The sequence below is a fragment of the Mesorhizobium sp. M1409 genome (genome assembly GCF_040317535.1).
Classification (GTDB): domain Bacteria; phylum Pseudomonadota; class Alphaproteobacteria; order Rhizobiales; family Rhizobiaceae; genus Mesorhizobium.
Window position 1 is genome coordinate 40184 of sequence record NZ_JAMYKV010000042.1, and the last position, 26160, is coordinate 66343.

At 63.2% G+C, this 26160-nt stretch carries 27 protein-coding genes and 1 tRNA gene; 12 read left to right on the top strand and 16 right to left on the bottom strand.

Going from position 1 to position 26160, the window contains the following annotated elements; translation table 11 throughout:
* Positions 1-53: 53 nt before the first annotated feature.
* A complete protein-coding gene (locus NKG99_RS26390; protein ID WP_352871903.1) occupies positions 54-4610 on the bottom strand; it encodes a PAS domain-containing protein in 4557 nt (1518 codons plus the stop codon).
* Positions 4611-4801: 191 nt separating this feature from the next.
* Here NKG99_RS26390 and NKG99_RS26395 point away from each other — a divergent pair, with 191 nt between their 5' ends.
* Positions 4802-5155 carry a hypothetical protein gene (locus tag NKG99_RS26395; RefSeq protein ID WP_352871905.1) on the top strand — a complete coding sequence of 118 codons (354 nt, stop codon included), beginning with the start codon at positions 4802-4804 and terminating at the stop codon, positions 5153-5155.
* 49 nt (positions 5156-5204) lie between these two features.
* Here the strand turns inward: NKG99_RS26395 and NKG99_RS26400 are convergent, their stop codons facing one another.
* Together NKG99_RS26400 and NKG99_RS26405 are read right to left on the bottom strand one after the other, a co-directional pair.
* Positions 5205-5441 (bottom strand): hypothetical protein, encoded by a 237-nt coding sequence (locus NKG99_RS26400; protein WP_352871906.1) that lies wholly within the window; start codon positions 5439-5441, stop codon positions 5205-5207.
* Positions 5442-5465: 24 nt separating this feature from the next.
* On the bottom strand, positions 5466-5603 hold the full coding sequence (locus tag NKG99_RS26405) for a hypothetical protein (protein ID WP_352871907.1): 138 nt from the start codon (positions 5601-5603) through the stop codon (positions 5466-5468).
* A 149-nt stretch (positions 5604-5752) separates the two neighbouring features.
* Between NKG99_RS26405 and NKG99_RS26410 the strand changes: the two genes are divergently transcribed.
* The gene (locus NKG99_RS26410) at positions 5753-5968 is read left to right on the top strand and encodes a hypothetical protein (RefSeq protein WP_352871908.1); all 216 of its coding nucleotides are present in this window, start codon (positions 5753-5755) and stop codon (positions 5966-5968) included.
* Positions 5969-6021: 53 nt separating this feature from the next.
* On the opposite strand, the gene tolA is transcribed toward NKG99_RS26410, so the two are convergent.
* Positions 6022-6390, bottom strand: coding sequence for a cell envelope integrity protein TolA (tolA, locus tag NKG99_RS26415; RefSeq protein WP_352871910.1), 369 nt, complete (start codon positions 6388-6390; stop codon positions 6022-6024).
* Positions 6391-6444: 54 nt separating this feature from the next.
* On the opposite strand from tolA, the gene NKG99_RS26420 reads away from it, so the two are divergent.
* Positions 6445-6726, top strand: coding sequence for a hypothetical protein (locus tag NKG99_RS26420; protein ID WP_352871912.1), 282 nt, complete (start codon positions 6445-6447; stop codon positions 6724-6726).
* A gap of 29 nt (positions 6727-6755) precedes the next feature.
* On the opposite strand, the gene NKG99_RS26425 is transcribed toward NKG99_RS26420, so the two are convergent.
* From NKG99_RS26425 to NKG99_RS26450, 6 genes are all read right to left on the bottom strand, one after another.
* The gene (locus NKG99_RS26425; RefSeq protein WP_352871913.1) at positions 6756-7565 is read right to left on the bottom strand and encodes a glutathione S-transferase family protein; all 810 of its coding nucleotides are present in this window, start codon (positions 7563-7565) and stop codon (positions 6756-6758) included.
* Between the two features lie 21 nt (positions 7566-7586).
* Positions 7587-8168 (bottom strand): VOC family protein, encoded by a 582-nt coding sequence (locus tag NKG99_RS26430; protein ID WP_352871915.1) that lies wholly within the window; start codon positions 8166-8168, stop codon positions 7587-7589.
* A gap of 402 nt (positions 8169-8570) precedes the next feature.
* Positions 8571-8747, bottom strand: coding sequence for a Flp family type IVb pilin (locus NKG99_RS26435; RefSeq protein ID WP_352871918.1), 177 nt, complete (start codon positions 8745-8747; stop codon positions 8571-8573).
* Positions 8748-8956: 209 nt separating this feature from the next.
* Positions 8957-9031 (bottom strand) — tRNA-Glu (locus tag NKG99_RS26440).
* 90 nt (positions 9032-9121) lie between these two features.
* Positions 9122-9529, bottom strand: a complete 408-nt coding sequence (locus NKG99_RS26445; protein WP_352871920.1) for a VOC family protein — start codon at positions 9527-9529, stop codon at positions 9122-9124.
* A gap of 30 nt (positions 9530-9559) precedes the next feature.
* A complete protein-coding gene (locus tag NKG99_RS26450; protein WP_352871921.1) occupies positions 9560-9943 on the bottom strand; it encodes a fimbrial protein in 384 nt (127 codons plus the stop codon).
* 26 nt (positions 9944-9969) lie between these two features.
* On the opposite strand from NKG99_RS26450, the gene NKG99_RS26455 reads away from it, so the two are divergent.
* Positions 9970-11010 carry an RluA family pseudouridine synthase gene (locus NKG99_RS26455; protein ID WP_352871922.1) on the top strand — a complete coding sequence of 347 codons (1041 nt, stop codon included), beginning with the start codon at positions 9970-9972 and terminating at the stop codon, positions 11008-11010.
* A gap of 188 nt (positions 11011-11198) precedes the next feature.
* Positions 11199-12110, top strand: coding sequence for an RNA polymerase sigma factor RpoH (gene rpoH / locus NKG99_RS26460; protein WP_023757412.1), 912 nt, complete (start codon positions 11199-11201; stop codon positions 12108-12110).
* Positions 12111-12427: 317 nt separating this feature from the next.
* On the opposite strand, the gene NKG99_RS26465 is transcribed toward rpoH, so the two are convergent.
* The 4 genes from NKG99_RS26465 to NKG99_RS26480 all read right to left on the bottom strand — a co-directional run bounded on the left by NKG99_RS26465 (position 12428) and on the right by NKG99_RS26480 (position 14985).
* A complete protein-coding gene (locus NKG99_RS26465; RefSeq protein WP_352871924.1) occupies positions 12428-13300 on the bottom strand; it encodes an MBL fold metallo-hydrolase in 873 nt (290 codons plus the stop codon).
* 145 nt (positions 13301-13445) lie between these two features.
* Positions 13446-14105, bottom strand: coding sequence for a peroxiredoxin (locus NKG99_RS26470; protein WP_352871926.1), 660 nt, complete (start codon positions 14103-14105; stop codon positions 13446-13448).
* A gap of 221 nt (positions 14106-14326) precedes the next feature.
* Positions 14327-14692, bottom strand: coding sequence for a cell division protein ZapA (locus NKG99_RS26475; RefSeq protein ID WP_352871927.1), 366 nt, complete (start codon positions 14690-14692; stop codon positions 14327-14329).
* Between the two features lie 20 nt (positions 14693-14712).
* The gene (locus NKG99_RS26480) at positions 14713-14985 is read right to left on the bottom strand and encodes a DUF4164 domain-containing protein (RefSeq protein WP_013529251.1); all 273 of its coding nucleotides are present in this window, start codon (positions 14983-14985) and stop codon (positions 14713-14715) included.
* Between the two features lie 263 nt (positions 14986-15248).
* On the opposite strand from NKG99_RS26480, the gene tkt reads away from it, so the two are divergent.
* The 7 genes from tkt to NKG99_RS26515 all read left to right on the top strand — a co-directional run bounded on the left by tkt (position 15249) and on the right by NKG99_RS26515 (position 24807).
* Positions 15249-17240 carry a transketolase gene (gene tkt, locus NKG99_RS26485; RefSeq protein WP_352871928.1) on the top strand — a complete coding sequence of 664 codons (1992 nt, stop codon included), beginning with the start codon at positions 15249-15251 and terminating at the stop codon, positions 17238-17240.
* 153 nt (positions 17241-17393) lie between these two features.
* Positions 17394-18404 (top strand): type I glyceraldehyde-3-phosphate dehydrogenase, encoded by a 1011-nt coding sequence (gene gap, locus NKG99_RS26490; protein WP_352871930.1) that lies wholly within the window; start codon positions 17394-17396, stop codon positions 18402-18404.
* 217 nt (positions 18405-18621) lie between these two features.
* Positions 18622-20511, top strand: a complete 1890-nt coding sequence (locus tag NKG99_RS26495; protein ID WP_352871931.1) for a potassium/proton antiporter — start codon at positions 18622-18624, stop codon at positions 20509-20511.
* 144 nt (positions 20512-20655) lie between these two features.
* Positions 20656-21852, top strand: coding sequence for a phosphoglycerate kinase (locus NKG99_RS26500; protein WP_352871932.1), 1197 nt, complete (start codon positions 20656-20658; stop codon positions 21850-21852).
* A 162-nt stretch (positions 21853-22014) separates the two neighbouring features.
* Positions 22015-23040 (top strand): class I fructose-bisphosphate aldolase, encoded by a 1026-nt coding sequence (locus NKG99_RS26505; RefSeq protein ID WP_352871933.1) that lies wholly within the window; start codon positions 22015-22017, stop codon positions 23038-23040.
* Between the two features lie 250 nt (positions 23041-23290).
* A complete protein-coding gene (locus NKG99_RS26510; protein ID WP_352871934.1) occupies positions 23291-24031 on the top strand; it encodes a DUF899 domain-containing protein in 741 nt (246 codons plus the stop codon).
* A 59-nt stretch (positions 24032-24090) separates the two neighbouring features.
* The gene (locus tag NKG99_RS26515) at positions 24091-24807 is read left to right on the top strand and encodes an SGNH/GDSL hydrolase family protein (RefSeq protein WP_352871936.1); all 717 of its coding nucleotides are present in this window, start codon (positions 24091-24093) and stop codon (positions 24805-24807) included.
* Positions 24808-24832: 25 nt separating this feature from the next.
* On the opposite strand, the gene NKG99_RS26520 is transcribed toward NKG99_RS26515, so the two are convergent.
* The gene (locus NKG99_RS26520) at positions 24833-25012 is read right to left on the bottom strand and encodes a hypothetical protein (protein ID WP_352871938.1); all 180 of its coding nucleotides are present in this window, start codon (positions 25010-25012) and stop codon (positions 24833-24835) included.
* Between the two features lie 98 nt (positions 25013-25110).
* Positions 25111-26058, bottom strand: a complete 948-nt coding sequence (locus NKG99_RS26525; RefSeq protein WP_352871937.1) for a ring-cleaving dioxygenase — start codon at positions 26056-26058, stop codon at positions 25111-25113.
* Between the last annotated feature and the right edge of the window lie 102 nt (positions 26059-26160).

Below are 26160 nucleotides of genomic sequence, written 5' to 3' on the forward strand. Positions count from 1 at the left end.
ACGCGTCGCGAATCTTTGCTTGGCTTCTCGCGAACCGGTGCGGCGAGAACCCCTTACCCGGCGTTGCGCTGAGCCTGACGGCTGGCGCCGATCCAGCGCTCGACCTTCTCGAGCAGGGCCCTGGGGCTGATCGGCTTGGGCAGATAGTCGTCCATGCCGGCCTCCAGGCAGCGCTCGCGATCGCCTTTCAGCGCATGCGCGGTGACGCCGACGATCGGCACATGCGTGCCGGTTTCTTCCTCCAGCCGACGAATGGCGGCGGTTGCCTCCAGCCCGTTCATCTCCGGCATCGAGACATCCATCAGGATCATGCACGGATTGAGCCGGCCGAAGGCGTCGAGCGCCTTGCGGCCATTGCCGACGATCTCGAAACCAAAACCGGTCTCGCCGAGAATCTGGGTGAACACCATCTGGTTCACCTCGTTGTCCTCGGCTACCAGTATGTCCAGCCTGTCGTCGCCACCCGTCGTGGCTGGCCGTGGGCGAATTGAAGGCGGCTGCAGCAGCGCCCGCTGTTCCGCCGGCGCCGACGGCTGTGGCCGCGCTGCAGGGACGGTGCCTGCGAGCGGCAGGTCGTCGCCGCCGCTCGTGTTGTGGCGATGCCGCTGGATGGTGGCGACCAACGTTTCCAGCAGCACCGATGAGCGCGCCGGCTTGATCAGCTGGGCATCGATGCCGAGATCGCGATAGCTGGTGTTGGCGAGCGACTGGTCGACCGAGGTCAGCATGATGATCGGTGTGCCGGCAAGGCCGGCGGTGTTGCGCACGATCCGCGCCATTTCGGCGCCGCTCATCTCAGGCATCTGGTAGTCGAGCACGACGCAATCGACCGGCACGCCATAGGCGGCGGCGGCGATCAGCACCTTGAGGCCCTCGGCGCCGCTTTCGGCCGCGCAGGAATCGAACGTCCACGATGTCATCTGTTCGGTCAGGATGGCCCTGTTGACGGCATTGTCGTCGACGATCAGCACGCGCGCGCCGGTCACGTCGATCGGCATGATGGGTTGCCCGTTCTGCTCTCCGGCCCTCGGTAGCGTCACCGCGAACCAGAAGGTCGAGCCTTTGCCTTCGGCGCTCTCGACACCGATGTCGCCGCCCATCAGCTCGACGAGTCGCGAGGTGATGGCGAGGCCAAGGCCGGTTCCCTCGTGCCGTCGCGTCGATGAGGTGTCGACCTGGCTGAACTTCTCGAACACAAGTTTCAGTTTTTCCTCGGGGATACCTATGCCCGTATCGGTGACCGAGATGGTGAGCTTTGTTCCGGTCGCAACTCTCTCGCCGGTGACATCGACCAGCACATGGCCTTCATCGGTGAATTTCACCGCATTGCCGAGCAGGTTGGTGACGATCTGCCTGATGCGGCCCACATCGCCGACGAACAGGCTCTCGAGACGGGGCTCGATGCGCACGATGAGCTCGAGGTCCTTTTCCTTGGCGCGTGTCGACACCAGCGTCGCCACATCCTCGATCGCCTCGGCAAGATTGAAGGGCGCCGGATCGAGCACCAACTGGCCGGCATCGATCTTGGAGAAATCCAGGATGTCGTTGATGATGGTGAGCAGCGCGTTGCCCGATTTCACGATGATGTCGGTAAATGTCTTCTGCTTCGGGTCGAGATCCGATTTGGCCAGCAGCTCGGCCATGCCGAGCACGCCGTTCATCGGCGTACGGATCTCGTGGCTCATATTGGCGAGGAATTCCGACTTGGCGCGGTCGGCGAGAATGGCGCGCTGCCGCGCCTCGCGCAGTTCGGCCTCGCGCATCTTCAGCTCGGTGATATCGGTGGTCGATCCGATCAAATAGAGCGAACCGTCGGATGCGATCATCGCGCCCTTGCGGGCGAATTGGTGCCTGACGCTGCCGTCGGCCGCCGTAACGGTCTCTTCGACCTCTTGCGTCTCACCGGTGCGCAGTACCGCAAGGTCGCTGTCGACGAAGGCTTCGCCATCAGGCCCGAAGATCTCGATGTCGGTCTTGCCGATCGCCTCGTCCTTGCCGAAGCCGGTGAGATCGCTCCAGCCCTTGTTGACGTAGAACTGCCTGAGGTCGGAGCGCTTGGCGTAGATCGACACAGGTACGTTGTCGATCAGGCTGCGGAACACCTCGTTCTCGCGCATGCTCTCTTCCAGCGCGCGCTCGCGCGCCTTGACGTCGGTGATGTCGGTGCTCGAACCAACCAGATGCACGGATCCGTCCAGCGCCACCAGGCGGCTCTTGCGCGTCATCAATTGCCGAACCGTGCCGTCGCGATGGGTGACGGGTTCCTCGACCTCCTTGACGGCGCCGGTCACCGCGACTTGTGCATCGTCATCGCTGTAGCCATCGGCGTCCTGCGCACCGAACAGCTGGCGGTCGGTGCGGCCGATGACATCCTCCTTGCCCAAGCCCGTGATCGCGCACCAGGCCTTGTTGACGAACTCGATGCTCAGGTCCTGCGCCTTGATGAAGGCGGCGACCGGCAATTCGTCCAGCACATGCCGGAACAGATCGATCTGGCGCATCGAGTCGCGCAACGCCGCCTCGCGGCTCTTGATCTCGGAGATGTCGACACGAACACCGATGAAGGTGCCATCGTCGGTCCGCATGTCATAGACCTGATACCAGCGGCCATCGGGGTTGTGACGCTCGTAGGAGGAATTGGGCAAGCGGTAGCGGGCGAGGATCGCATCCAGCCAGCGATCATGGTCGCTGTCGTAGAGCTGGTCGACTTGCGGATCGCCGCTGTTGCGGAAATAGCCGTTCGCATGGCCGAGGACGAGCGCCTCGCGGAATGTGCAGCCGGGCTGCCATGCCGGCTTCAAGGCCGGCAGCGTGTCCTGGATCTTGCGGTTGGCGAAAACGAACCTGTCGTCGCGATCGTAGATGATCACGGCGGCCGGCAAGGATTCCAGCACGCTGGCGAGATGCTTGCGCGCATCCTGCGCCTCGGTCTCGCGGCGCTTCATGTCGGAAATGTCGAACAGGAAACCGGCAACGTAATTGCGGCCGCTGGGCATGCCGACGCGGCTCTTCCTGACGATGCGCGAACGGCTGGCGCCGTCAGCCTCGAAATTTTCTTCCACTTCGTATGGGCGTCCGCTGGCAAGCACGTCCCGTTCGCTCTGCTCGAAAAGCGCGACGGCGTTCGTCGGCAGGAAATCGCCGCCGGGTTTGCCGAGCATGGCTTGCGGCGTCTGGCCGAACAAGGCGGCGAACGCCTCGTTGACGAAGACGAAGCGCAGATGATCGTCCTTGACGAAGATCGGATCCTTGACCGCGTTGATCACCGCTTCCGCCAGTCGCGCTTTCTCCAGCGCGTCGGCAAGGTCGGCCTCGCGGTCCTTCATGTCGGTGACGTCGACATAGGAGATCAGCCGCTTGCCGCCGGCCAGCGGCGCCATCGACGATATCAGCGTGCGGCCGTCATTGCGCGGGAACTGCCGCGATCCGGCGGTGCCGGCCCTGATTTCCGCCTCGCGCTCGGCAATATGCCGCTGCCATGTCGCGTCGTCGGAACCAAACGGGTCGATGTCGCGGCTGGCATCCATCAGATCGCGGAAGCTGCAGCCGATCTCGGCGCGCCGGGCGTCGATCTGCCAGAAATCGTAGAAGGCACGGTTGATGACTTCGGCGCGCATATCGGCGTCGAGGACGAGGACACCGATCGGCATCTGGTCGACCATGATGCGGAGATTGGCGAAGGTCTCGGCGATTTTGGCGTTGGCGTTCTCGATCTCGGCATCGCGATGCTTGATCTCGGTGACCTCATAGTAGGTCAACAGCCGCTTGCCTCCGGACAGCGCCGTCACCGAGAACATCATGGTCCTGCCGTCGGCGTGGAGAAACTCACGCGGCGCGACGGAGCCGGCGCGAATTTCCTCGATGCGGGTGGCGAGATAGCGCTGCCATTGCTGTTCGTCGATGTCGCCATAGATGCCGTTGCGGCGGTTGAGTTCCATCAACAGGCTGAACGGAGCGCCGACGGTGACAGTGCCGTCCGGAATCCTGGAAAGCTCGCGATAGGCCTTGTTGACGATCAGCGTGTCGAGCCTAGCATCGAGAAGCACGACGCCCATGTGCATGGCGTCCATCGTCCGCTCGAGATCGACCAGATGCTGGTCGGGTTCGCCGACCGCCGATGATTCCTGCCTCGGGGTTTGGAAGGCGCCGACCAGTGCCGTGATGTTGCGGCCGACACCGCGATAACCGGCGAATTTTCCCTCGTCGTCGAACCTTGGAAAGCCCGATGTCAAAACCCAGCGGCAATCGGCGCTACCACCTTTCAGTTCATAGACGAAGTCGCGAAACGGCCGGTGCGCCTGCAGATCCTCCAGATGCGCGGCACCGCTGCGGTCGCCGTTCAGGACCTGGTTGAGGAAGTCGAAGCGGAACCGGCCAAGCACCTTTGCCGGATCGATGCCGGTGGCTGCCTGGTAGTTTTGCGAAAGCCAGGAGAAGCGCAGTTCGGCGTCGGTTTCCCAGACCCAGTCCGCACCGGCTTCGACCAGTTGGCGAAGCGCATGGACCGACCCCCTACCTGTGGCGGACGATGATGTACCGTCGCCATGCATTGTCGATTTGCGAGGCCCGCGCTTGCCGCGCGCGCCGATTGTTTCGTCCGCTTCCGCCATGCCGTCCCCACCCCGAAAACCAAGGCCGAACCCTCCTTCGCGGTTCGTCGGCGGAATGTGCCCGAGAAGCATTAACGATCCGCTAACCATAACGGACTCGGCGGACAAATTGACCGGCACGAGCTGCGTTGTTCCGCCCGGTTGTCGGCGGGACCGAAGCCGCTATATAAGCGCTGGCAGGGGTAATGCTGATGTCTGGACGGATCGTGCCTTTTTTCATGGGGCTGGCGCTGCTTTTGGGCAGCGGCTGCTCGCGCAGTTATGACGGCACCGTCGTCATCCCGAGGCCGCTCGATGTCCGGCGGTTCTGGGACCGGCCACCCCCTAATGTCGACTACGGGCCTTCCGAGGTCGAGAACAGTGCCTTTCCGGTGGCGCCACAACCGCCGAGGCGATTTTCCGACAGCAAAGTGATGACGCATGCCGCGCCGAGACGGCACCAGACGAGGCTGCCCGCGTCAGCCTCTCTATCCGCCCCGGCGAAGCCGCTGGTATGCAGGAACGTCAGCGAACCCGGCAAGAGGGCTCGCATGGTCTGCGACTAGATGGCGGTCAAACGAGAAGCGATCGGCAAATAGCTTCGGTGAACTGCCCTCACAGCGAGGCTGCGCCCTTTTTCGGCTGTTTCGCGCCGAGCTTGTCGAGTGCGAGACGAACCTGACGCAAATCGTCCTGCCAGCCGTCATCGTCGTCCATCGGGCTCTCCGAGGCCGCCCGCTGCAGCCCGCGCGCCTCGGATTCGATCTCGCGCAGTTCAGCGATTTTCTGTTCGGTGGTCAGGGAGTCGTCTTCGACGATCTCCAGCACCCGCATTTCCCTGAACGTAGCCATGGCATTTCTCCTGGCTGATGTCGATCACAACGCCGTGAACGCCTCTCTGTTCCGGATCGCAAGGGCGTTCGCTGCAATAGATTTTGACAGTTGCATGCCTTGAAATTCATCGCGGCCGCCGGCACTTCGGTGTACCGGCTTGCGCATGTCGAGCGCGGCCATCTGATCGGTTTCAAGGCTGGCGTCGCCCCACGTGTAGGGTGGCAATGATCGTCGATGGCCTGCGGCGCGACGAACCCGTGATATCCGCCGTTGCCGCCGGGCGCCTTTGAAACCTTTGCCCCGTCTTCGGCGTTCAGTGGCCAAGGAAGATGTCGATCCACTTCACGGTCTCGGACCTGACAAGAAACCTGTTTCACTCACTGGGACTGGATCACGAGCGCGCGCCAAGGCCTCTCAACCCCGAGCAAAGCCTGTTGTTGGAATGCTATCTGGCCGGCCAGGTGCCGGAATCGGCCTGGAACGACTATGTCTTCGAGACGCCCGACCTTGCCCGGCATGCCGAGGCAAGGCGCGGCCACCACTGAGCCGGCGAGCCGTGCGCACGGCTGCGGTACAGTGACTTGCACAGCTTACGGGCTTACTTCGGAGAGGCGAACTGCAACGTGAACACGTTGCCAGCGATGCCTTGCGCCAGCTTCGGCGAAAAGGTCAGCGGCAGACATTTCCGCAAGGCCGTTGTTGCTGCCTCGACAAACGATTTTTTTGCGTTGGAATCGCCATCCACCTTGATGGCCGTCGGCCTCGGTGGACCGATCAGCGTGCCGTCCCGCCTGAAGCTGAAGCTCAAGGTCACGCTGGCGGTTCCGGCGTCCGCCGGTGGCGTCCAGCATGCCTGGATGGCGGCCCCGACATCGTTCATGGTGTTGAGTTCAGCCGCATTCGAAGGATAAACGGCGCTCGCCAGCATCACGCCCGCAACCGCGACCCGCCTCGCAACGCTTTTCATCGCCAGCCCTCATCTCACGCCTGACCGACAATCCATGCCGGACTGCCGAAATGGATGGTAGGGCCGACGCCGGCAATGACAATATCTCCCGGCAAAGATGACGCCGAAAAAGCGACACCGGACGCGGCTTGCGTGGCCCAATCGCTGCTCGATCATGTCCGGATAGCACAATGCCAGGAAAAGTGTGAAACGGTTTTCCGTCCCGGAATTGCGTCAAACAAGGAGATGGCGCGCGAAAAGCAAAAAGGCCGGCATGGCGCCGACCTTTCCTATCGCTACGACGTTCTGCGCCAGTACATCCGTGGTCGCGGGCCGAAAGCGAATTACCGGCAGTAGACAGGGCTTTGGTTAACGAGTCCTTAAGCTCAGGCCTTGGCCTGCGACTTCACATAGGCGATGTAGCCGCGCACGTCGCCGGCCGGCTCGCTATACGCCTTGCCGAGCTTCTTCTCGACCGCTGCCACATAGTCCTTCGCCCATTTGGGCAGGACATAGTCGATGACGGCCAGGAATTCGAGCGTCGCCGCCAGGCGGATGTCGGCGATGGACGGGTTCTTGCCGCCGATGAACGGCTTGCCGTCCCTGAAGAAGCTGTGGAAGACCTCCAGCGGCTCGGCGATCGCGGCCATCGCGGCCTTCTGGGCTTCGGACTTCTTGTCTGGATGGGCGTCGCTGTGACCGACCTCGCCGGCATACTGCGGAAAACCGAGGAAGGGATAGGTGGCGCGCGCCACATAAGGGTAGAGCGTACCGACCAGGTAGAACATGGCGCTGTCGATCATCGCCCGCTTGGCCGGCGCCTTCGGATAGAATTTCTCCAGCCCGTGCTTGTTGGAGAGGTATTGCATGATGGCGCAGCTTTCCCACAACACGCCTCTGGGAAGGCCCTTGTCCTCGATCATCGGCGTCAAATGGGCGGGGTTGCGCGCCATGAATTCCGGCGAGCGGGTGTGGCCCCAGGCATCGGTCTCGGCGGCATCCAGCCCGGCCGCGCGCGCGAACACCCGAACCGTCATGTTGTTGACGCTGGGCTTCAGCATGCTGAGCTTCACGCCAGGCCTCTTCGCCGGCTTCGCCCTGGCCCTAGGCGCGGCTTTTGCCGTCGCCTTCGTGGCGGGCTTGGCGGCTGCTTTGGCCGCGGATTTCTTCGCACTCTTCGTCGCTGTCTTGGCCATGTGTTCCTCCCTCTGGTCTGTTCAGTATGGGTTCTTCGGTGCCCGGTCGTCCGACAAGGTTGCGCGGGAACGCTCGACGAGCGCCTGGATCGCATCGGCGAGGTGCACTTCCGCGATGTTGTAGTCGCCGCGCGCGACACGCAGCGTGTGCGCTTCCATCAGCACGTCCGCATGTGTGAAGCCCGCCGGCGGCTCGAAACGGTAGGACGCCAGTTCGATCAGCAGGCCGAGCGGATCCTCGAAATAGATCGAATCCATGAAGCCGCGATCCTTGACGCCGCTGTGTTTGATGCCGCGCTCGTCGAGCCGTGCGACCGCCTGCAGGAAGGTGACGCGCGACACCGAAAAAGCGATGTGGTGGACGCAACCCGGTTCGGTCGGCGTGCGCCGTTTCTCCGGCGTGCGGCTCTCGTCGGTGAAGATGGTGATCAGCCGGCCGTCGCCCGGATCGAAATAGAGATGGCTTTCGCTCGCCTTGTCGAGGTTCGGCTGCTCGAAGATGAACGGCATGCCGAGCACGCCTTCCCAGAAATCGATCGAGGTCTGGCGCCCGGCGCCGACCAGCGTGATGTGATGGACGCCCTGCGATTGCAGTTTCTGCATCGGCCTTCTCCCCATGGCATCAACTGTCCGCCCGGATCTGCCCGGCACCCCGCGCTCTGCGCGCCGCTTGAGCCTAGGAATCCATGAAGGGATGCTAATGCAATCGGCCCCGCCGCGCCAGAAGCGACGAAAGCGGCGACGCAAAGGGGTAAAGCCGAGATCGGTTGGCTGTGTCAGGCACTTGCGCGGTGAGGAAGATACGCGGCACGCCTCGCAAAGGGACTTCGGGGAGGCGATGCAGATGGCCGTGGCTAAGATGAAACAGGAGCGCGCAGTGCTCGGCTATAGGCGGCGTCGCCAGTACGGCAAGTAGCGTGCCGTGCCGGATATTGGCAGGTACACGCTACGCTTTTGGAGGCCGAAGTCGACCAATCCGGCCGGTGGGCCGAACCGAATACCGACTTACGACCCGCTGCTGTTGACCGTAGTGCCTATATTCGTGAACATGCCGTTGAGCGAATTGCCGACCGCGCCGGCGCCGGTGATGATCGCCAGCGCGATAAGAGCCGCGATTAGGCCATACTCGATCGCGGTCGCGCCAGACTCGTCCCGAGCGAAACGGTAGATTATTTTCCGCATTTCAATCTCCTTGGCTAATAAAGGTAATACTAATATACGGCCGCGAGTTGCGGGGCGGTTAAGGTTCTCGGTTGCGAGTCAGTTAATATTTGCCAGAGAAATGAAATGAAGGCTGGGGCCGCGGGTGCCATCGCGGTCTTCAAGGTTGCGGCCACAAGGTGGGCGCCCGGGATGGCGCGATGGCATTCTGCGAATTTGTTGAAATTCCTTGGTACGCCCAAGGGGAATCGAACCCCTGTTCCCGCCGTGAGAGGGCGGTGTCCTGACCGCTAGACGATGGGCGCGTTCAAGAACCGGCGATATAGGCTGACGGCTGGGAAAAAGCAACTGGGGTTCGGCCGCTTTACCGCTTCGAGGAAAAGGCGGCCGTCAGCCTATCGTTTTGGCTCGATCAGGTCCCAGAGATTGCCGTGCAGGTCGGCGAAAACGGCGACCGTACCGTAGGGCTCGAAGCGCGGCGCTTCGCGGAATTCGACGCCCTTCTCCAGCATCGCTGCGTGGTCGCGGGCAAAATCGTCGGTTTCGAGGAACAGGAAGACCCGGCCGCCGGTCTGGTTGCCGATGCTTTTGCTCTGTGCCTCGTCGGAAGCCTCGGCCAGCAGCAGCCTGGCGCCTTGCCCGTTGGCTGGCGCCACCGTGACCCAGCGCTTGCCGCCGCCGAGATCGACGTCCTCGATGAGCAGAAAGCCCAGCCGATCGACATACCAGTCGATCGCCTCGTCATAGCTGGCGACGACCAGGGCGACGGTCGCGACGCGGCGGTGTTCGGCGAACCCGGTCATGCCTGAGGCTTGCGCATCGTTACTGCCCGCTCATTTGTTGCGGATCGCAAAACGGCCGAGCAGGCGGCGCTCGGCGATGTCGTAGACGAAGATCGTGCGGCTGCCGTCGGCAAGCTCGGCATCGATGGAGACGCGATTGCCGGACAGCGATTGGCTGACCACCTTGGCACCGACCGGCAGCACGATATCGCCGTTGATCGGTTCGCCGGCGGGGGTCTGGATATCGCCAGCCAGCGGCGGGTTCTCAGGAGATGCTTTGCGGGATTTGTAGACAACCGCCGCGATCACCACCATAAGAGCCAGCAAAAGCAGGCCGAGATTGATGGCCATGAAGCGGACGAGCTTGCCACGCACCTTGTCGATCTCGGGGTCGAGCGGCTTTTCTTCGTCTTCGTCGGCAGCGGGCCGGGCCATGGCAAACATTCCGGAACGGTTTTTCAATGAGCGCTCATAGCGAAGAGGCCCCTGAATTGATAGAGGCCGCGCCGACCGTGCTGGTAGCAGGCGCGGATGCGGCCGGTCAGCGCCTCGACCAGTGGCTGGCGGCAAGCCTCGGCCCGGACATGTCGCGCAGCCGCGTGCAGATGCTGATCAGGCAGGGCGCGGTGAGCGTCGACGGCAAACCGGTCGACGAGACCAAGCGCAAGATGGCGCCAGGCGAAAGCGTGTCGGTCGCCATGCCGGAGCCGGAGCCGGCCGAGCCGCAAGGCGAGAACATCGCGCTTGATGTCCTCTATGAGGACGACGAGCTGATCGTCATCAACAAGCCGGCGGGGCTTGTCGTGCATCCCGGCGCCGGCAATTGGACCGGCACGCTGGTCAATGCGCTGATCCATCACTGCGGTGACAGCCTTTCCGGCATCGGCGGCGTGCGCCGGCCGGGCATCGTGCACCGCCTCGACAAGGAGACCAGCGGCGTCATGGTGGTCGCCAAGACCGACCGCGCCCACAAGTCGCTGTCCGAAGCCTTCGCCGATCACGGCCTGACCGGCGATCTCGAACGAGCCTATCTGGCGCTGGTCTGGGGCATACCGCAGAGGCCGACCGGAAAGGTCGATGCGCCGCTCGGCCGCGCCGCCGATCGCGTGCGCCGTGCCGTGGTGCCGGAGGGACGCGACGACGCCCGCCATGCCGTTACCCACTTTGCCGTGCAGGAGCGCTTCGGCGAGACACAGCAGGAATTCGCGACCGCCAGCCTAGTCGAGTGCCGGCTGGAGACCGGCCGAACCCACCAGATCCGCGTCCACATGGCGCATATCGGCCATCCCGTGATCGGCGACCCAGACTATGGCCAGGCCTTCCGCACCAAGGCCAACCGGCTGCCCGAACCGCTGAAAAGCCAGGTCAAGGCTTTTCCCCGACAAGCTTTGCACGCCTGGCTCCTTTCATTTCGCCATCCGAGTACCCATCTAACGATGAGGTTCGAAGCACCTATACCGAGGGATATGGAGAAACTCGTAAGCGGCTTTCGCAAGCTCTGAACCTGTCCAGAAAACTTGAGCAGCATTGTTCACTTCAACGTGACACACTGTTTCGTGTTGAACAAATGCCTGTCTTTTCTGGGTTTGTTCCTGTATAACAACTGACGTCGCGAGCGAGCCGTTTGGTGCTCGCGTCACATGCCCGCCGCGTTTCGGGGGCATCACTCCAATAGAGAGGGGGCGCTATCATGGCCCAGTCATTGCCCAGTATCGTTTCCGGCGAAGGCGGCCTCAGCCGCTACCTGGAAGAAATCCGCCGCTTTCCCATGCTGCAGCCGCAGGAAGAGTACATGCTCGCCAAGCGTTACGCCGAGCATGAAGACACTACCGCTGCGCACAAGCTGGTCACCAGCCACCTCAGGCTCGTCGCCAAGATCGCCATGGGCTATCGCGGCTACGGCCTGCCGATCGGCGAAGTGATCTCGGAAGGCAATGTCGGCCTGATGCAGGCCGTCAAGAAATTCGAACCCGAGCGCGGCTTTCGCCTCGCGACCTATGCCATGTGGTGGATCAAGGCCTCGATCCAGGAGTACATCCTGCGCTCGTGGAGCCTGGTCAAGATGGGCACGACCGCCAATCAGAAGCGCCTGTTCTTCAACCTGCGCAAGGTGAAGGGCAAGATCCAGGCGCTCGACGACGGCGACTTGAAGCCCGACCAGATCGCCGAGATCGCCACCAGGCTGAACGTTTCCGAAGCCGAAGTGGTGTCGATGAACCGCCGCCTGTCGGGCGACGCCTCGCTCAACGCCCCGATCCGGGCGAGCGAAGGTGAGTCCGGCGAATGGCAGGACTGGCTGGTCGACGACCACGAAAGCCAGGAAGAGATGCTGATCGAGCAGGACGAGCTGGAAAACCGGCGCGGCATGCTGTCGGGCGCCCTTGCCGTGCTCAACGAGCGCGAGCGGCGCATCTTCGAGGCCCGTCGCCTCGCCGAGGAGCCGCTGACGCTGGAAGAGCTGTCGTCCGAGTTCGACATCAGCCGCGAGCGCGTGCGCCAGATCGAGGTGCGCGCCTTCGAGAAGGTGCAGGATGCCGTCAAGGCCGCCGCCAAGCGCCAGACGCAGGCGCTGCGCACGATCGAGGCGCAGCCGGCGGCGTAGCCGGGATCGGTAATGAAACAAAAAGGCGGCGCCAGGAAACTGGCGCCGCCTTTTTGTGTCTACGGTTGCGCGGGCGATTGGCGAAAACCAGGGCGACAGCCAATCTCCCCCCTTGCGGGGGAGATGTCCGGCAGGACAGAGGGGGGTGTGAAGGATCGCTACTTTTCGGCGTTAGTCACCCAACCGAAAGACTGAAGGCATAGCCACAATTAACTGACAGGTCGGAGGGGCAGCACCCCCTCTGCCCTGCCGGGCATCTCCCCCGCAGGTGGGGAGATCGGCAGTTTCACCGGCCGCGCCCGCCACAGAAATACTCCTCAAAACCCATCCAGCGGAAACTTCAGATAGCGCCTTCCATTGGCTTCCGGTTCCGGCAGCCGCCCGCCATTCATATTCACCTGCAGCGCATGCAGGATCAGCCGCGGCATCGGCAATGTCTTGTCGCGCGCTTCGCGCAAGGCGACGAACTCGGCCTCGGTGTGCGCCGCAACCAGGTGGACATTCTTCGCCCTTTGCTCAGCAACAGTGCTCTCCCAACGCGGCTCGCGGCCACCCTCCTGGTAGTCATGGCCAACGAATACCCGCGTGTCGTCCGGTAATGCCAGGATGCCCTGGATCGAGCGCCACAGCCGCGCCGCGCTGCCACCGGGAAAGTCTGCCCTTGCCGTGCCGCTGTCGGGTATGAACAGCGTATCGTGGATGAAGGCTGCATCACCAACGACGTAGGTGATCGAAGCCAGTGTATGGCCGGGCGAGAACAGCACCTTGACCGGAAGGCTGCCGATCCGAAAGGTATCGCCTTCGCCAAACAGCCTGTCCCACTGCGAGCCGTCGGCGGGAAAATCCGGCCAGTTGTAGATCGCCTTCCACAGTTTCTGGACCTCGATGACCCTGTCGCCGATCGCCGTCGGCGCGCCGGTCTTCTCATGAAGATAATGCGCCGCCGAGAAATGATCGGCATGCGGATGGGTATCGAGGATCCACTCGAGTTCCAGTCCGTTTGCCCGGATGAAGTCCAGCAAGGCATCGGCGCTTTTCGTTGCCGTCGCGCCGGATCTCTCGTCGAAATCGAGGATCGGATCGATGATGGCGCAGCGCTTCGTCGCCGGGTCGGCGACGACATACTGTATGGCTCCGGTCGGCTTGTCGTAAAAGCCGCTGACCAGCGGCTTGGCCAAAGCTGCGTCCAATTTCCGGCCCCCTGCCTATCGCTCTGGCAGGAATGATTTTCTCTGCCGGAATGAACTAAGAGCATGGTCATCTAGCAAGGCGAGCTCGTCAAGCACGCCTTGCCAGAAACAGGACAAAAATCGAAAACGACCCGGTCGAGAAAACCTAGGCCGACGGCTGCTTGGTCTTCCTGAGATAGGGCAGGATTGTCTCGTAAGCGCCGAAACGCTTGATCGCATCCTCGTTGGAAACGGCGGCGGTGATGATGACATCCTCTCCCTGCTTCCAGTTCGCCGGCGTCGCCACCTGGTGTTTAGCGGTCAGCTGCATGGAATCGACCGCGCGCAGGATCTCGTCGAAGTTGCGGCCCGTGGTCATCGGGTAGGTCAGCACCAGCTTGATCTTCTTGTCCGGTCCGATGACGTAGACCGAGCGTACCGTGGCGTTGTCGGCGGGCGTGCGGCCCTCCGACGTCTCGCCGGCTCCGCCCGGCAGCATGTCGTAGAGCTTGGCGACCTTGAGATCCTTGTCGCCGATCAGCGGATACTGCACCGTTTGGCCGGTCGCCGTCTTGATGTCGTCCTGCCATTTGCCATGGCTTTCGACCGGATCGACCGAAATACCGATGATCTTGACGTTGCGCTTCTTGAACTCGCCCTCGAGCCCGGCCATCGTGCCAAGCTCGGTCGTGCAGACCGGCGTGAAGTTCTTCGGGTGAGAGAACAGGATCGCCCAGCCGTCACCAATCCATTCATGGAACTTGATCGTCCCTTGCGTGGTCTCGGCGCTGAAGTCCGGCGCGATATCGTTGATACGAAGGCTCATGGCATATCTCCCCTGTAAACAGATTCCGCTAGAAGCAAGAGGCGGCAGATCATGCCGCCATCACATGTCCACGCTCCGGCAATCCCCGCATCTTAGCGCAAAAATCGCGGCCGCGAGATAATATCAAACTCTTGTCGGCGGCAGAGCGAGAATTTTCATGCTGCCGGCGGCACCGCCAGCGGATGAGAGCCTGGGGTTGAACTCGAAAGCTGCGCTTTGCCTCAGGCCTTGTTGACCGCCAAGGTCGCCGTCAGGTCTTCCATCCGCTGTGCCAGCGCGCCAAGCGCGTTGGTCAGCACGCTGTCGTTCTTGTCGGCCTTGGTCAGCGCATCGTCGCGCGTCTTGCGCAAGGTCAGCACTTCGCTCTCCATGCCCTTGACGCGCTTCTGCAGCTCCGAGAGTTCGTCCATCACCATGATGCCGGCCATCACCGTCAGCCGCTGGTCGCCGATCTCGCCAAAGGAGTCCTTCAGATGCGAGACATAGCGGTCGAAACGTTCGGCAAGGTCGATCAGATGATCTTCCTGGCCTTCGTCGCAGGCCATCCGATACTGTTTGCCGTCGATGGAAACCGTGACTTGAGCCATGAGCCTACCTGTCCAGCCCCCTACCTGTCCAACACAGCGCGGATGGTTTCCATGGCGGTCACCAGCCGTCGCGAGACTTCCTTGTTGGCGTCTTCCAGCCGTTCGGCGCGCGCTTCGGAATTGTCGAGTTCCTGCGCCAGCCGGGAACGGTCGGCATTCATCCGCTGCACCTCGGCCTCGGCTTCCGAGTAATCGCGTTCATGCTCGAGCTTGGCCGCGACGGCGTTTTCCAGCCCCTCGATGGCCTTGCCCAGCCTGGCGATGACTTCCTTGAGTGTGGCTTCCCCGGTCATGGCCTTCGTCCTGTGCCCTGCCCATCACCGAATCGTTCGCGTTCAGAACGCGTTATCCAGGAAACATTAGGCACCGGGTGAAGGCAACGTCAACAAAGCTCTCGCGACTGTCCCCTGCTAACGCTAATGTAGACCCGCCGCCGGCATCACAAGGCCGGCAAATGTGCACCCGATTTGTTGACTAAAAGCGCGCGCCTGCTATGTGTCGCGCACCCTTTTCAAGGGCTCTCCCAAGCCCCCAAACCCCCACTTCTGGAGGAACCATGACGTCGCGTGAACAACATGACCGGATGGCCAATGCGATCCGCTTTCTCTCCATGGATGCCGTCGAGAAGGCGAATTCCGGCCATCCCGGCCTGCCCATGGGCTGCGCCGACATCGCCACGGTACTGTTCACGCGCTTCCTGAAATATGATCCCAAGGCCCCGCACTGGGCCGACCGCGACCGTTTCATCCTGTCGGCCGGCCATGGCTCGATGCTGCTCTATTCACTGCTGCATCTGACCGGCTACGAAGACATGACCATCGACCAGATCAAGCACTTCCGCCAGTTGGGATCGAAGACCGCCGGACACCCCGAATACGGCCATGCCGCCGGCATCGAGACGACGACCGGCCCGCTCGGCCAGGGCCTCGCCAATTCGGTCGGCTTCGCGCTCGGCGAGCGCATCATGAACGCCGCCTTCGGCAACGACCTCGTCGATCACTACACCTATGTGCTGGCCGGCGACGGCTGCCTGATGGAAGGTGTGTCCCAGGAAGCCATCGCGCTTGCCGGCCACCTCAAGCTCAACAAGCTGATCGTCTTCTGGGACAACAACAACATCTCGATCGACGGTCCGGTGTCGCTGTCCGACAACACCGATCAGGTCGCCCGCTTCCAAGCCTCCGGCTGGAATGCCAGCCATATCGACGGCACCGATCCGGAAGCCATCGCCTATGCCATCGAAGCCGCCCGTCATTCCGACAAGCCGACGATGATCGCCTGCAAGACGACCATCGGCTTCGGTGCGCCAACCAAGGCCGGCACCAACAAGGCGCACGGTTCGCCGCTCGGCGCCGAAGAGATCGCCGGCGCGCGGAAGTTCTTCAACTGGGATTCGCCGCCTTTCGATATCCCGGCCGACATCCTCGACGCCTGGCGCACCGCCGGCAGGGCCGGCGTCAAGGCGCGGACCGACTGGGAAGGCCGCCTGGCCAAGGCCGACGCAAAGCTGAAGGCCGAGTTCGAACGCCGAATCGATGGCAAGCTGCCATCCAATTTCGACGCCGTCATTGCCGACTACAAGAAGAAGCTCGCCGCCGACAAGCCGAAGGTCGCCACCCGCAAATCGTCCGAGATGGCGCTGGAAGTCATCAACGGCGCCGTGCCCGAGACCATCGGCGGTTCCGCCGACCTGACCGGCTCCAACAACACCAAGACCAGCCAGACCAAGAACATCACGTCGGACGATTATGGCCAGCGCTATGTCCACTACGGCGTCCGTGAGCACGGCATGGCGGCCGCGATCAACGGCCTGACGCTGCATGGCGGCCTCATCGCCTATGGCGGCACCTTCCTGTGCTTCTCCGACTATGCCCGTCCGTCGATGCGGCTGGCATCGCTGATGGGCATCCGCTCGATCTTCGTCATGACCCATGATTCCATCGGTCTGGGCGAAGACGGCCCGACCCACCAGCCGGTCGAGCATCTGGCCGCATTGCGCGCCATCCCCAACCACAATGTCTTCCGCCCGGCCGACGCGGTGGAAACCGCCGAGTGCTGGCAGATCGCCCTTGCATCGGAAAAGACGCCGTCGACGCTGGCGCTGACCCGCCAGAACCTGCCGACGGTGCGCAACGAATTTGTCGCTGAGAATCTCAGCAGCCAGGGCGCCTATGAACTGGCCGCGGCCAGCGGCGAGGCGGCGGTGACGATCTTCGCCACCGGCTCCGAGGTCGAGATCGCGCTCGGCGCCCGCGACCTGCTGGAAAAGCATGGCCATCCCACCCGCGTCGTCTCGGTGCCTTGCTTCGAACTGTTCGACCAGCAGAGCGCCGACTATCGCAAGAAGACGATCGGCAACGCACCGATCAAGATGGCGATCGAAGCCGGCATCCGCCAGGGCTGGGATCATCTGATCGGCTCCGACGGCATCTTCATCGGCATGACCGGCTTCGGCGCTTCGGGCACCATCGAACAGCTTTATCCGCATTTTGGCATCACCGCCGAAGCTGCGGCCAAGGCGGCGGAAGCCCGCCTGCATGCCAATTAGGTTCAAAGCCGGCGAAATCGCGCAACGCGGTTTCGCCGGGCTGGCCCAACCTAATCGATTTAAATCCACGTCGCCGCGGCTGGATTCTTTCCGCTTCCGCCGCTATGAAACCGCGGACCCATTGTCTGCCGTCCAGCTCCCAGGGAGAGAATAATGACCGTCAGAGTTGCCATCAACGGATTCGGCCGCATCGGCCGTAACATCCTGCGCGCCATCCATGAATCCGGCCGCAAGGACATCGACGTCGTCGCCGTCAACGACCTCGGCCCGGTCGAGACCAACGCGCACCTCCTGCGCTATGACAGCGTGCACGGCCGTTTCCCGCATGAAGTCTCGGTATCCGGCGACCAGATCACCGTCGGCAAGGAGACGTTCAAGGTCACCGCGATTAAGGATCCGACGCAGCTGCCGTGGAAGGAACTCGGCATCGACATCGCGCTCGAATGCACCGGCATCTTCACCGCCCGCGACAAGGCCGCCGCGCACCTGACCGCCGGCGCCAAGCGCGTGCTGGTCTCGGCGCCCGCTGACGGCGCCGACCTCACCGTGGTCTACGGCATCAACCACGACCAGCTGACCAAGGACCACATCATCATCTCGAATGCGTCGTGCACCACCAACTGCCTGGCGCCGCTGGCCGCCGTACTGCACGAGACGGTCGGCATCGAAAAAGGCATGATGACGACCATCCATTCCTACACCGGCGATCAGCCGACGCTGGACACCATGCACAAGGATCTCTACCGCGGCCGCGCCGCCGCGCTGTCGCAGATCCCGACCTCGACGGGTGCCGCCAAGGCGATCGGCCTGGTGCTCCCGGACCTCAAGGGCAAGCTCGACGGCATCTCGATCCGCGTGCCGACCCCGAACGTCTCGGTCGTCGATTTCAAGTTCATCGCCAAGCGTGCGACCACGGTGCAGGAGATCAACGACGCGGTGATCGCCGCCTCCAACGGCAAGCTCAAGGGCATCCTCGGCGTCACCCATCACCCGAACGTCTCGATCGACTTCAACCACGATCCGCGGTCCTCGATCGTGGCGCTCGACCAGACCAAGGTGATGGACGGCAACTTCGTTTCGGTGCTGTCCTGGTACGACAATGAATGGGGGTTCTCCAACCGCATGGGCGATACAGCAGTCGCCTTCGGCAAGACCATCGCCTGATCGCGGACCCGTCTTCTCGATACTTGAAACGCCCGGCTTCGTCCGGGCGTTTTTCATGAGCGTGCCTTGCGCCTTCACAATTGGTGTCCTAAGCGCCAAAACATCCAAAAATCAGCGGCATAGAGTAAAAAACCACCCCGCCGCCTTGCACTGGTCATGTCTTCGCCCCACTCTGCCGTAAAGCGAGAGAAAGAGGAATTCGAGGGGCAAATCACGGATGGAGCATGCGATCTATCTCGTCACGCTGGTCGGTACAGCGCTTGTCGTCGCCGCCGCCTTTTCGAGCCTGATCGCCTTCCGCTTCGGCGCCCCTCTTCTGCTCCTGTTTCTTTGCATTGGCTTGGCCACCGGCACCGACGGTCTCGGCATCCATTTCGACAATGCCCGCATCGCCTATTTTGCCGGCTCACTGGCGCTCGCCGTCATCCTGTTCGATTCCGGCTTCGGCACGCCACTCAACGCCTTGCGGCAGGCGGCAGGCCCGGCCCTGTCGCTGGCGACCTTCGGCGTACTTGTCACCACCGGCCTGTTCGGCGCCGCCGCCCACTATCTGCTCCACCTGACCTGGCTGGAATCCTTCCTGCTCGGCGCCGCTGTCGCCTCCACCGATGCCGCGGCCGTGTTCTTCCTGCTGCGCGCGGGCGAGATCAATCTGCGCGAACGCGTGCGCTCTACGCTGGAGGTGGAATCCGGCACCAACGACCCGATCGCCATCTTCCTGACCATCACCTTGGTCGAGGTCATCGCCGCCCACGCCAACCCAGAGACAAATGTCCTGGTCACCAGCCTGTTCCTCGGCTTCCTCCTCAACATGGGTCTCGGCGCCATCGTCGGCGTGCTCGGCGGCCTCGCCATCGTACGCCTCGTCGACCGGCTCAATCTCGACCACGGCCTGCTGCCGATCTTCGTATTGACCTTGTCGCTGATGGTGTTTGCCGCCGCCGGCGCCATTGGCGGCTCGGGCTTCCTGGCGGTCTATATCGCCGGCCTCATCGCCGGCAACTTCGACATCCGCGCCGTCACCATCCTCAAGCGCTTCCAGGACGGTATGTCATGGTTGGCGCAGATCATCATGTTCCTCATCCTTGGCCTGTTCGCGACGCCGTCGCAGTTTCCGGCGATCATGGTGCCGGCGGTGCTGCTCGGCCTGTTCCTGATGTTCGTCGCGCGGCCGATCGCGGTCTGGCTGTGCCTGGTCCCATTCCGCCTGCCGCGTCCCGAGGTCGCCTTCGTTTCCTGGGTCGGCCTGCGCGGCGCGGTGTCGATCCTGCTCGCCATCACCCCGCTGCTCGGCGGCCTGGAAAACGGCCGTGTCATCTTCAACACCGCTTTCATCATCGTGCTGGTGTCGCTGGTCATCCAGGGCTGGACGGTCGGGCCGCTGGCCCGCCGCCTCGGCCTGATCGTGCCGGCGCGCCTTGGACCGCTGGACAAGGTCGAGCTGGAATTGCCGGGCTCGGCCCATCACGAGCTTCTCGCCTATCGCGTCGCACACGGCAGCCCGGTGGCGCGCGGCGAGCGCATCCCGCGCTGGGCACGGCCCTCGCTGGTGCTGCGCGACGGCCGCTCGATGCGCTTCCAGGACATGGGCCGGCTCGCCGCCGGCGACCAGGTCTACATCTTCGTGCCGGATCGCTATCCGCGCCTGCTCGACAAGCTGTTCGCCAGTCGCGCGGTGGTCGATCCCGAGGACGCCGATTTCTTCGGCGCTTTCGCCGTCGATCCGGCACGCTCCGCCGCCGAACTGGAAGTGGCCTATGGGCCCGGCCTCACCGACGCGGAGCAGCAACTGACCGTCGGCGCGCTGGTCACGGCGCGGCTCGGCGGCCATGCCGAATATGCCGACCGAGTGCTCCTCGGCCCGATCGAACTGATCGTTCGCGACGTCGACGACAAGGGCAAGATCACAGGCCTCGGCCTTTCCTTCGAGCCGACCGCGCCGGTGGCGCGGGTGCCGGTTTTCCTCAGCGCCGGCGAAATCGGCGACCGTCTCTCCGCCTTCATCCGCAACTGGCGCAAGCCTACCGAGACGCGGGCGGACGAGGCGCGGGTGGACGAGACGCCGACCCCGGAACCCGCGCCCGAAAAGGCGGCGCCCGGAAACTGACAGCTTCGATTGTCGGCGCTGCCCTTCATCCGGCCACGGCACAAAATCGTGCCGCCTTCAAAAATTCGTTTCGAACCCGGCCTAAGCCTTGCATCGTCGTTGGCGCGGGGTATGGTCCCCCGATTTTTCGCGAAAGGAACCCGAATGGCCGCCTTCAAGACACTCGACGACATCGGCAGCATCAGCGGTAAGCGCGTGCTGGTGCGCGTCGATCTCAACGTGCCCGTCACTGAGGGCAAGGTCACCGACGCCACCCGAATCGAACGCATTGCACCGACAATCGCCGAACTGTCCGGCAAAGGCGCCAAGGTCATCCTGCTTGCCCATTTCGGCCGGCCCAAGGATGGCCCCTCGCCCGAATTCTCGCTGGAGCCGATCGCCAAGGCGACGGCCGACGTGCTCGGCCGCCCCGTTGGCTTCGCCAGTGACTGCGTCGGCGACACGGCGGCAAGCGCCGTCGCCGCCATGAACAAGGGCGATGTGCTGCTGCTTGAAAACACCCGCTTCTACAAGGCCGAGGAAAAGAACGATCCGGCCTTCACCGAACGGCTCGCCGCCAATGGCGACATCTTCGTCAACGATGCCTTTTCCGCAGCGCACCGCGCCCATTCGTCGACCGAGGGGCTGGCGCATCTGTTGCCGGCCTTTGCCGGCCGCACCATGCAGGCCGAACTCGAAGCGCTGGAGAAGGGTCTGGGAAAACCGGTCCGTCCGGTCGTTGCCATCGTCGGTGGCGCCAAGGTTTCGACCAAGATCGACCTGCTGATGAACCTGGTGAAAAAGGTCGACGCGCTGGTCATCGGTGGCGGCATGGCCAACACCTTCCTTGCCGCGCGCGGCACCGATGTCGGCAAATCGCTGTGTGAGCATGATCTCGCCACGACCGCCAAGCAGATCATGATCGAGGCGGCCGAGGCCGGCTGCGCCATCATCCTGCCGGTCGACGGCGTCGTTGCCAAGGAATTCAAGGCGGGCGCGGCCTGCGAGACCGTCGCCATCTCGGATGTGCCGGCGGACGGCATGATCCTTGATGTCGGCGCCAGAACCGTGACGACCATCGGCGAATGGATCGACCGCGCCGCGACGCTGGTGTGGAACGGCCCGCTCGGCGCCTTCGAGATCGCGCCCTTCGACCATGCGACGGTGGCGGCGGCCAGGCACGCTGCTCAACGCACCAGAGCCGGCAAGCTGGTCTCGGTCGCCGGCGGCGGCGATACGGTGGCGGCGCTCAACCATGCCGGTGTCGCCGACGACTTCACCTATGTCTCGACCGCCGGCGGCGCCTTCCTGGAATGGATGGAAGGCAAACCGCTGCCCGGCGTCGATGTGCTCAAACGCTAGACACGCTTGGCGTCGCGGAACGCGGCAAACAAACAAGCCGATCAACACATGGAGAACGGGCGGGATCGTCCGGGACTTTCAATCGATTCGAGCTTTCCGATGCCCTTCCTTTGGCGGTAGACTTCCCTTAAGCGCGGAACGAACCCCTTCAGGAGAAGCAGAATGAGCGAACGTCTCGAAGACATTGCCGCCGCGATCGTCGCCGATGGCAAGGGCCTGCTGGCCGCCGATGAAAGTTCCGGAACCATCAAGAAGCGCTTCGACGTCATCGGCGTCGAATCGACCGCCGACAGCCGCCGCGACTACCGCGAGATGATGTTTCGCGCCAGGGACGCGATGACCCGCTACATTTCCGGCGTCATCCTCTACGACGAGACGATCCGCCAGAAGGCCGCCGACGGCACGCCGCTGGTCGACATCATCAAGGCGGCCGGCGCCATACCCGGCATCAAGGTCGACGCCGGCGCCAAGCCTCTGGCCGGCTTTCCCGGCGACACCATCACCGAGGGCCTCGACGGCCTGCGCGAGCGCCTTGCCGACTATTATAAGCTCGGCGCCCGCTTCGCCAAATGGCGCGCGGTGATCGACATCGATCAGGCCAAGGGCGTGCCCTCGGCCAACTCGATCAACTCGAATGCCCACGCACTCGCCCGCTATGCGGCACTTTGCCAGGAGGCCGGCATCGTGCCGATCGTCGAGCCGGAAGTGCTGATGGACGGAGCCCACGACATCGACACCTGCTATGAAATCTCAAAGGCCACGCTGATCAAGCTCTATGACGAACTCCATGCGGCGCGCGTGGTCCTCGAAGGCACCATCCTGAAGCCCAACATGGTGCTGGCCGGCAAGAAATCGGGCAAGGTGAGCAGCCCTGAAGAAGTCGCGGCAAAGACCATAAAACTGTTTCGTGAGACCGTACCGGCAGCCGTGCCGGGCATCGCCTTCCTCTCCGGCGGCCAGGAGGACGAGGAAGCGACCGCCAACCTCAACGCCATCAACGCCATCGGCCCGCACCCATGGAAGCTGACCTTCTCCTACGGCCGCGCGCTGCAGGCCGCGCCGCAGAAAGCCTGGAGCGGCAAGGCGTCGAACGTCGCCGCCGGCCAGGCCGCCTTCTCCCATCGCGCCCATATGAACCATCTGGCGGCGCTTGGAAAATGGAAGGCGAGCCTCGAACGGGCCGCCTGATCACAGCGCTTCCATATTCCTTCGAACCCGGGCCGATGCGCCCGGGTTTTTATTTGCGGCCTTGCCGGGCTTGGGATGGAGCCTCCCCGTCCCTATCTCCTTTACGGCGCTGGAGCCCGAAAAATGGAATCCGGTTTTCTCGGACAAACGGAAACCGTTTGTCCGAGATCATGCTCAGACAAACAACCGGCGATGTCGGTTTGCGCCCATCCCGAACGTCCTTGGGGGTGGCACGGACACGGAGAGGGTCATGCATCGCAACAAGGTCGTTTCGCGCGAAGACTGGTTCCGGGCGCACAAGGCGCATCTGGCGCGCGAGAAGGAACTGATACGGCTTCGCGAGCGGATCGCGGCTGAGCGGCGTGAACTGCCCTGGCTGAAGATCAGGAAGGACTATGTCTTCGAGACCGAGCAAGGGCCGAAGAAACTGACCGACCTGTTTGCCGGCAACAGCCAACTGATCGTCTACCACTTCATGTTCGGGCCGGGCTGCGACCATCATTGCGAGGGCTGCTCGTTCCTTGCCGACCATATCGACGGCGCCAATCAGCACCTAAGGCATCACGACGTGTCGCTGGTCGTGATCTCGCGCGCGCCGCTGGCGGAACTTCTGCCCTACAAGCGGCGCATGGGCTGGAAGTTCGACTGGCTGTCGTCCTATGCCTCGGATTTCAACTTCGACATGCAGGTCTCGTTCACCGACAGGCAGATCGCCGCCGGCGACACCACCTACAATTTCGAGACCCGTCCCCGGACATCGAAGGAGCTTCCCGGCACCAGCGTTTTCTACAGGAACGAAACCGGCGACATCTTCCTCACCTTCATGTCGCGCGCCCGCGGCGGCGAGGCGCTGATCGGCACATATGACTATCTCGACATGACGCCGAAGGGCCGCAACGAAAACGGCCCCTATCACGGTTTGATGGACTGGGTGCGGTTGCACGACGAATATCAGGACCGGCGGGCGGCAAAGCCGAATTGCTGCGACTGAAGGCTTTCAACCGGGCACAAACTTGCGCTAAGGCTGCCCCGATCGTTAACGGTATTGCCATGCGCTTCCCGGCCCTCCTCACCTGGCTCGCTTACCCGGTATATGTCTGGCAAGGCCTCGGCGTGCGCCGCCGCACGACGCGCATGCTGCCGGCGCAGGGGCCGGTCATGCATGAAATATCGGGCACGGCGCCGGCGATCTCGCTTCTGGTGCTGGGCGATTCCTCCGCCGCTTCGGTCGGCATCGGCAATTCGGAAAACGGACTTGCCGCGCAACTCGCCGTGCTGATTGCGCAAAACACCGGCCGCGCCGTGCGCTGGCGAGCCGCCGGCTTCAATTCGGCGACGTCAGGCCAGATCCGCGACCATGTCCTGTCCAATCTGTCGGCCGATCCATGGACGCACATCGTGCTCGCCATCGGCACCAACGACACCAAGAATTTTCATTCCGTGCCGCGCTTCAAGAAGGAATTCGGCGGCCTGCTCTATGCGCTCCGTGCCAAATGGCCGGAGGCACGGGTGGTGTGGTCGCCGGTGCTGGAGTTCACGCGAGCGCCGGCGATGCCGCCGCTCCTCGGCAAGATCCTCGAGATCCGCGCCACCGAAATGAATCGGATGGGCGAACGCCTCTGCCTGGAGCGCGGTGCGGTGCCGGCGGCGCGCCTGCCCATCACAAATCCCGAGGCGGGCTTTGCCTCCGACGGCTTTCACGCCTCGGAAGCAGGCTACCGCGCCTGGGCCGAGCATCTCGTCGACCCGGTGCTTGCCAGAGGCTGACGCGGCCGCCTTGGCCGGTGCTGGCCTAGGTCCAGTGCCCAAGCACAGCTGTTATGGAAATCGCGGCCATTGCCAGCAGCGCCAGCTTCCAGAAGTCGCCGCGCCGTTTCAGCCCCGGCCAGCCGAGCGGCTTGATCAGTTGGATGACCATGATGCCAACAATGACGAGCGCGAGGAGTTTCGACATGCCGCCTTTGACCAGCAACGCGGCCGGCTGTCAAAGCGCGTCCTTCGTCGCCTGAGAAGAATGGGCGCCGCGATCCCGAACCGGAACGCGGCGCCCACCTTCGACCAGGGAGCGATCTACTTCAGCGGCTTGAGGCCGGCCTCGATCGAGGCGCGTTTCGCTTCGAGGAAAGGCGGCAGGGCGAGGCTTTCGCCCAGCGTTTCCAGCGGCTCGTCGGCGGTGAATCCCGGCCCGTCGGTGGCGATTTCGAACAGGATGCCGTTCGGCTCGCGGAAATAGAGCGAACGGAAGTAATAGCGCTCGACCTCGCCGCTCGACGGCAGACGGAATTCGACCAGCCGGGCAGTCCATCGATGCAGCGTCTCCTGGTCCGGCGCCCTGAAGGCGACATGGTGAACCGCACCCGCACCTTGCCGCGCCGGCGCCAGCCCTGGCTGCACCAGGACATGCAGCTCCGCCGCCGGCCCACCCTCTCCCATTTCGAAGACGTGAACCTGGCCCTCCGGCGACGCATACTTGCGTGCCTCGCGCATGTTCATAACCTTGGTCACCACCGCCTCGGTGTTGGTGATATCAGGAACGCTGATGACGATCGGCCCGAGCCCGCGGATCTGATGCTCGGCCGGCACCGGGCTTTGCGCCCAGGGATGGCTGTCGCCCTTGCCGCCGTCGCTGACGAGCCGAAGGCGCTGGCCTTCGGGATCCTCGAAATCCAGGCTGGGGTAGCCGCCGATGTCGGCGATCTCTCCTGTCGCGATGCCTTCGTCCGCCAAGTGCTGCTTCCACCAGGCAAGGCTGTCCTGGCTGCGGACCCTGAGGCTGGTCCGCACGATGCTGTGCGTGCCGCGCTTCTCGCGTCCGACAGGCCAATCGAAGAAGGTGAGATCGGTGCCCGGTGTGGCTTCGCCATCGGCATAGAAGAGGTGATAGGCCGAGGTGTCGTCCTGGTTCACCGTCTTCTTGACCAGCCGCAGGCCCAGCACCTTCGTGTAGAAGTGAAGATTGCCCGGCGCATTGGCGGTGATGGCGGTCAGATGATGGATTCCTGTCAGTTGCAAGCTCATGGTCGTCTCCCTGTTTTCGCAGGGCTGTCCGGGGAAAGTTTTGAGTGAATCGAAATGCCGCATGTGCATGCCCCGTAAAACGGGGTTTGTCCGTCTTCTCTC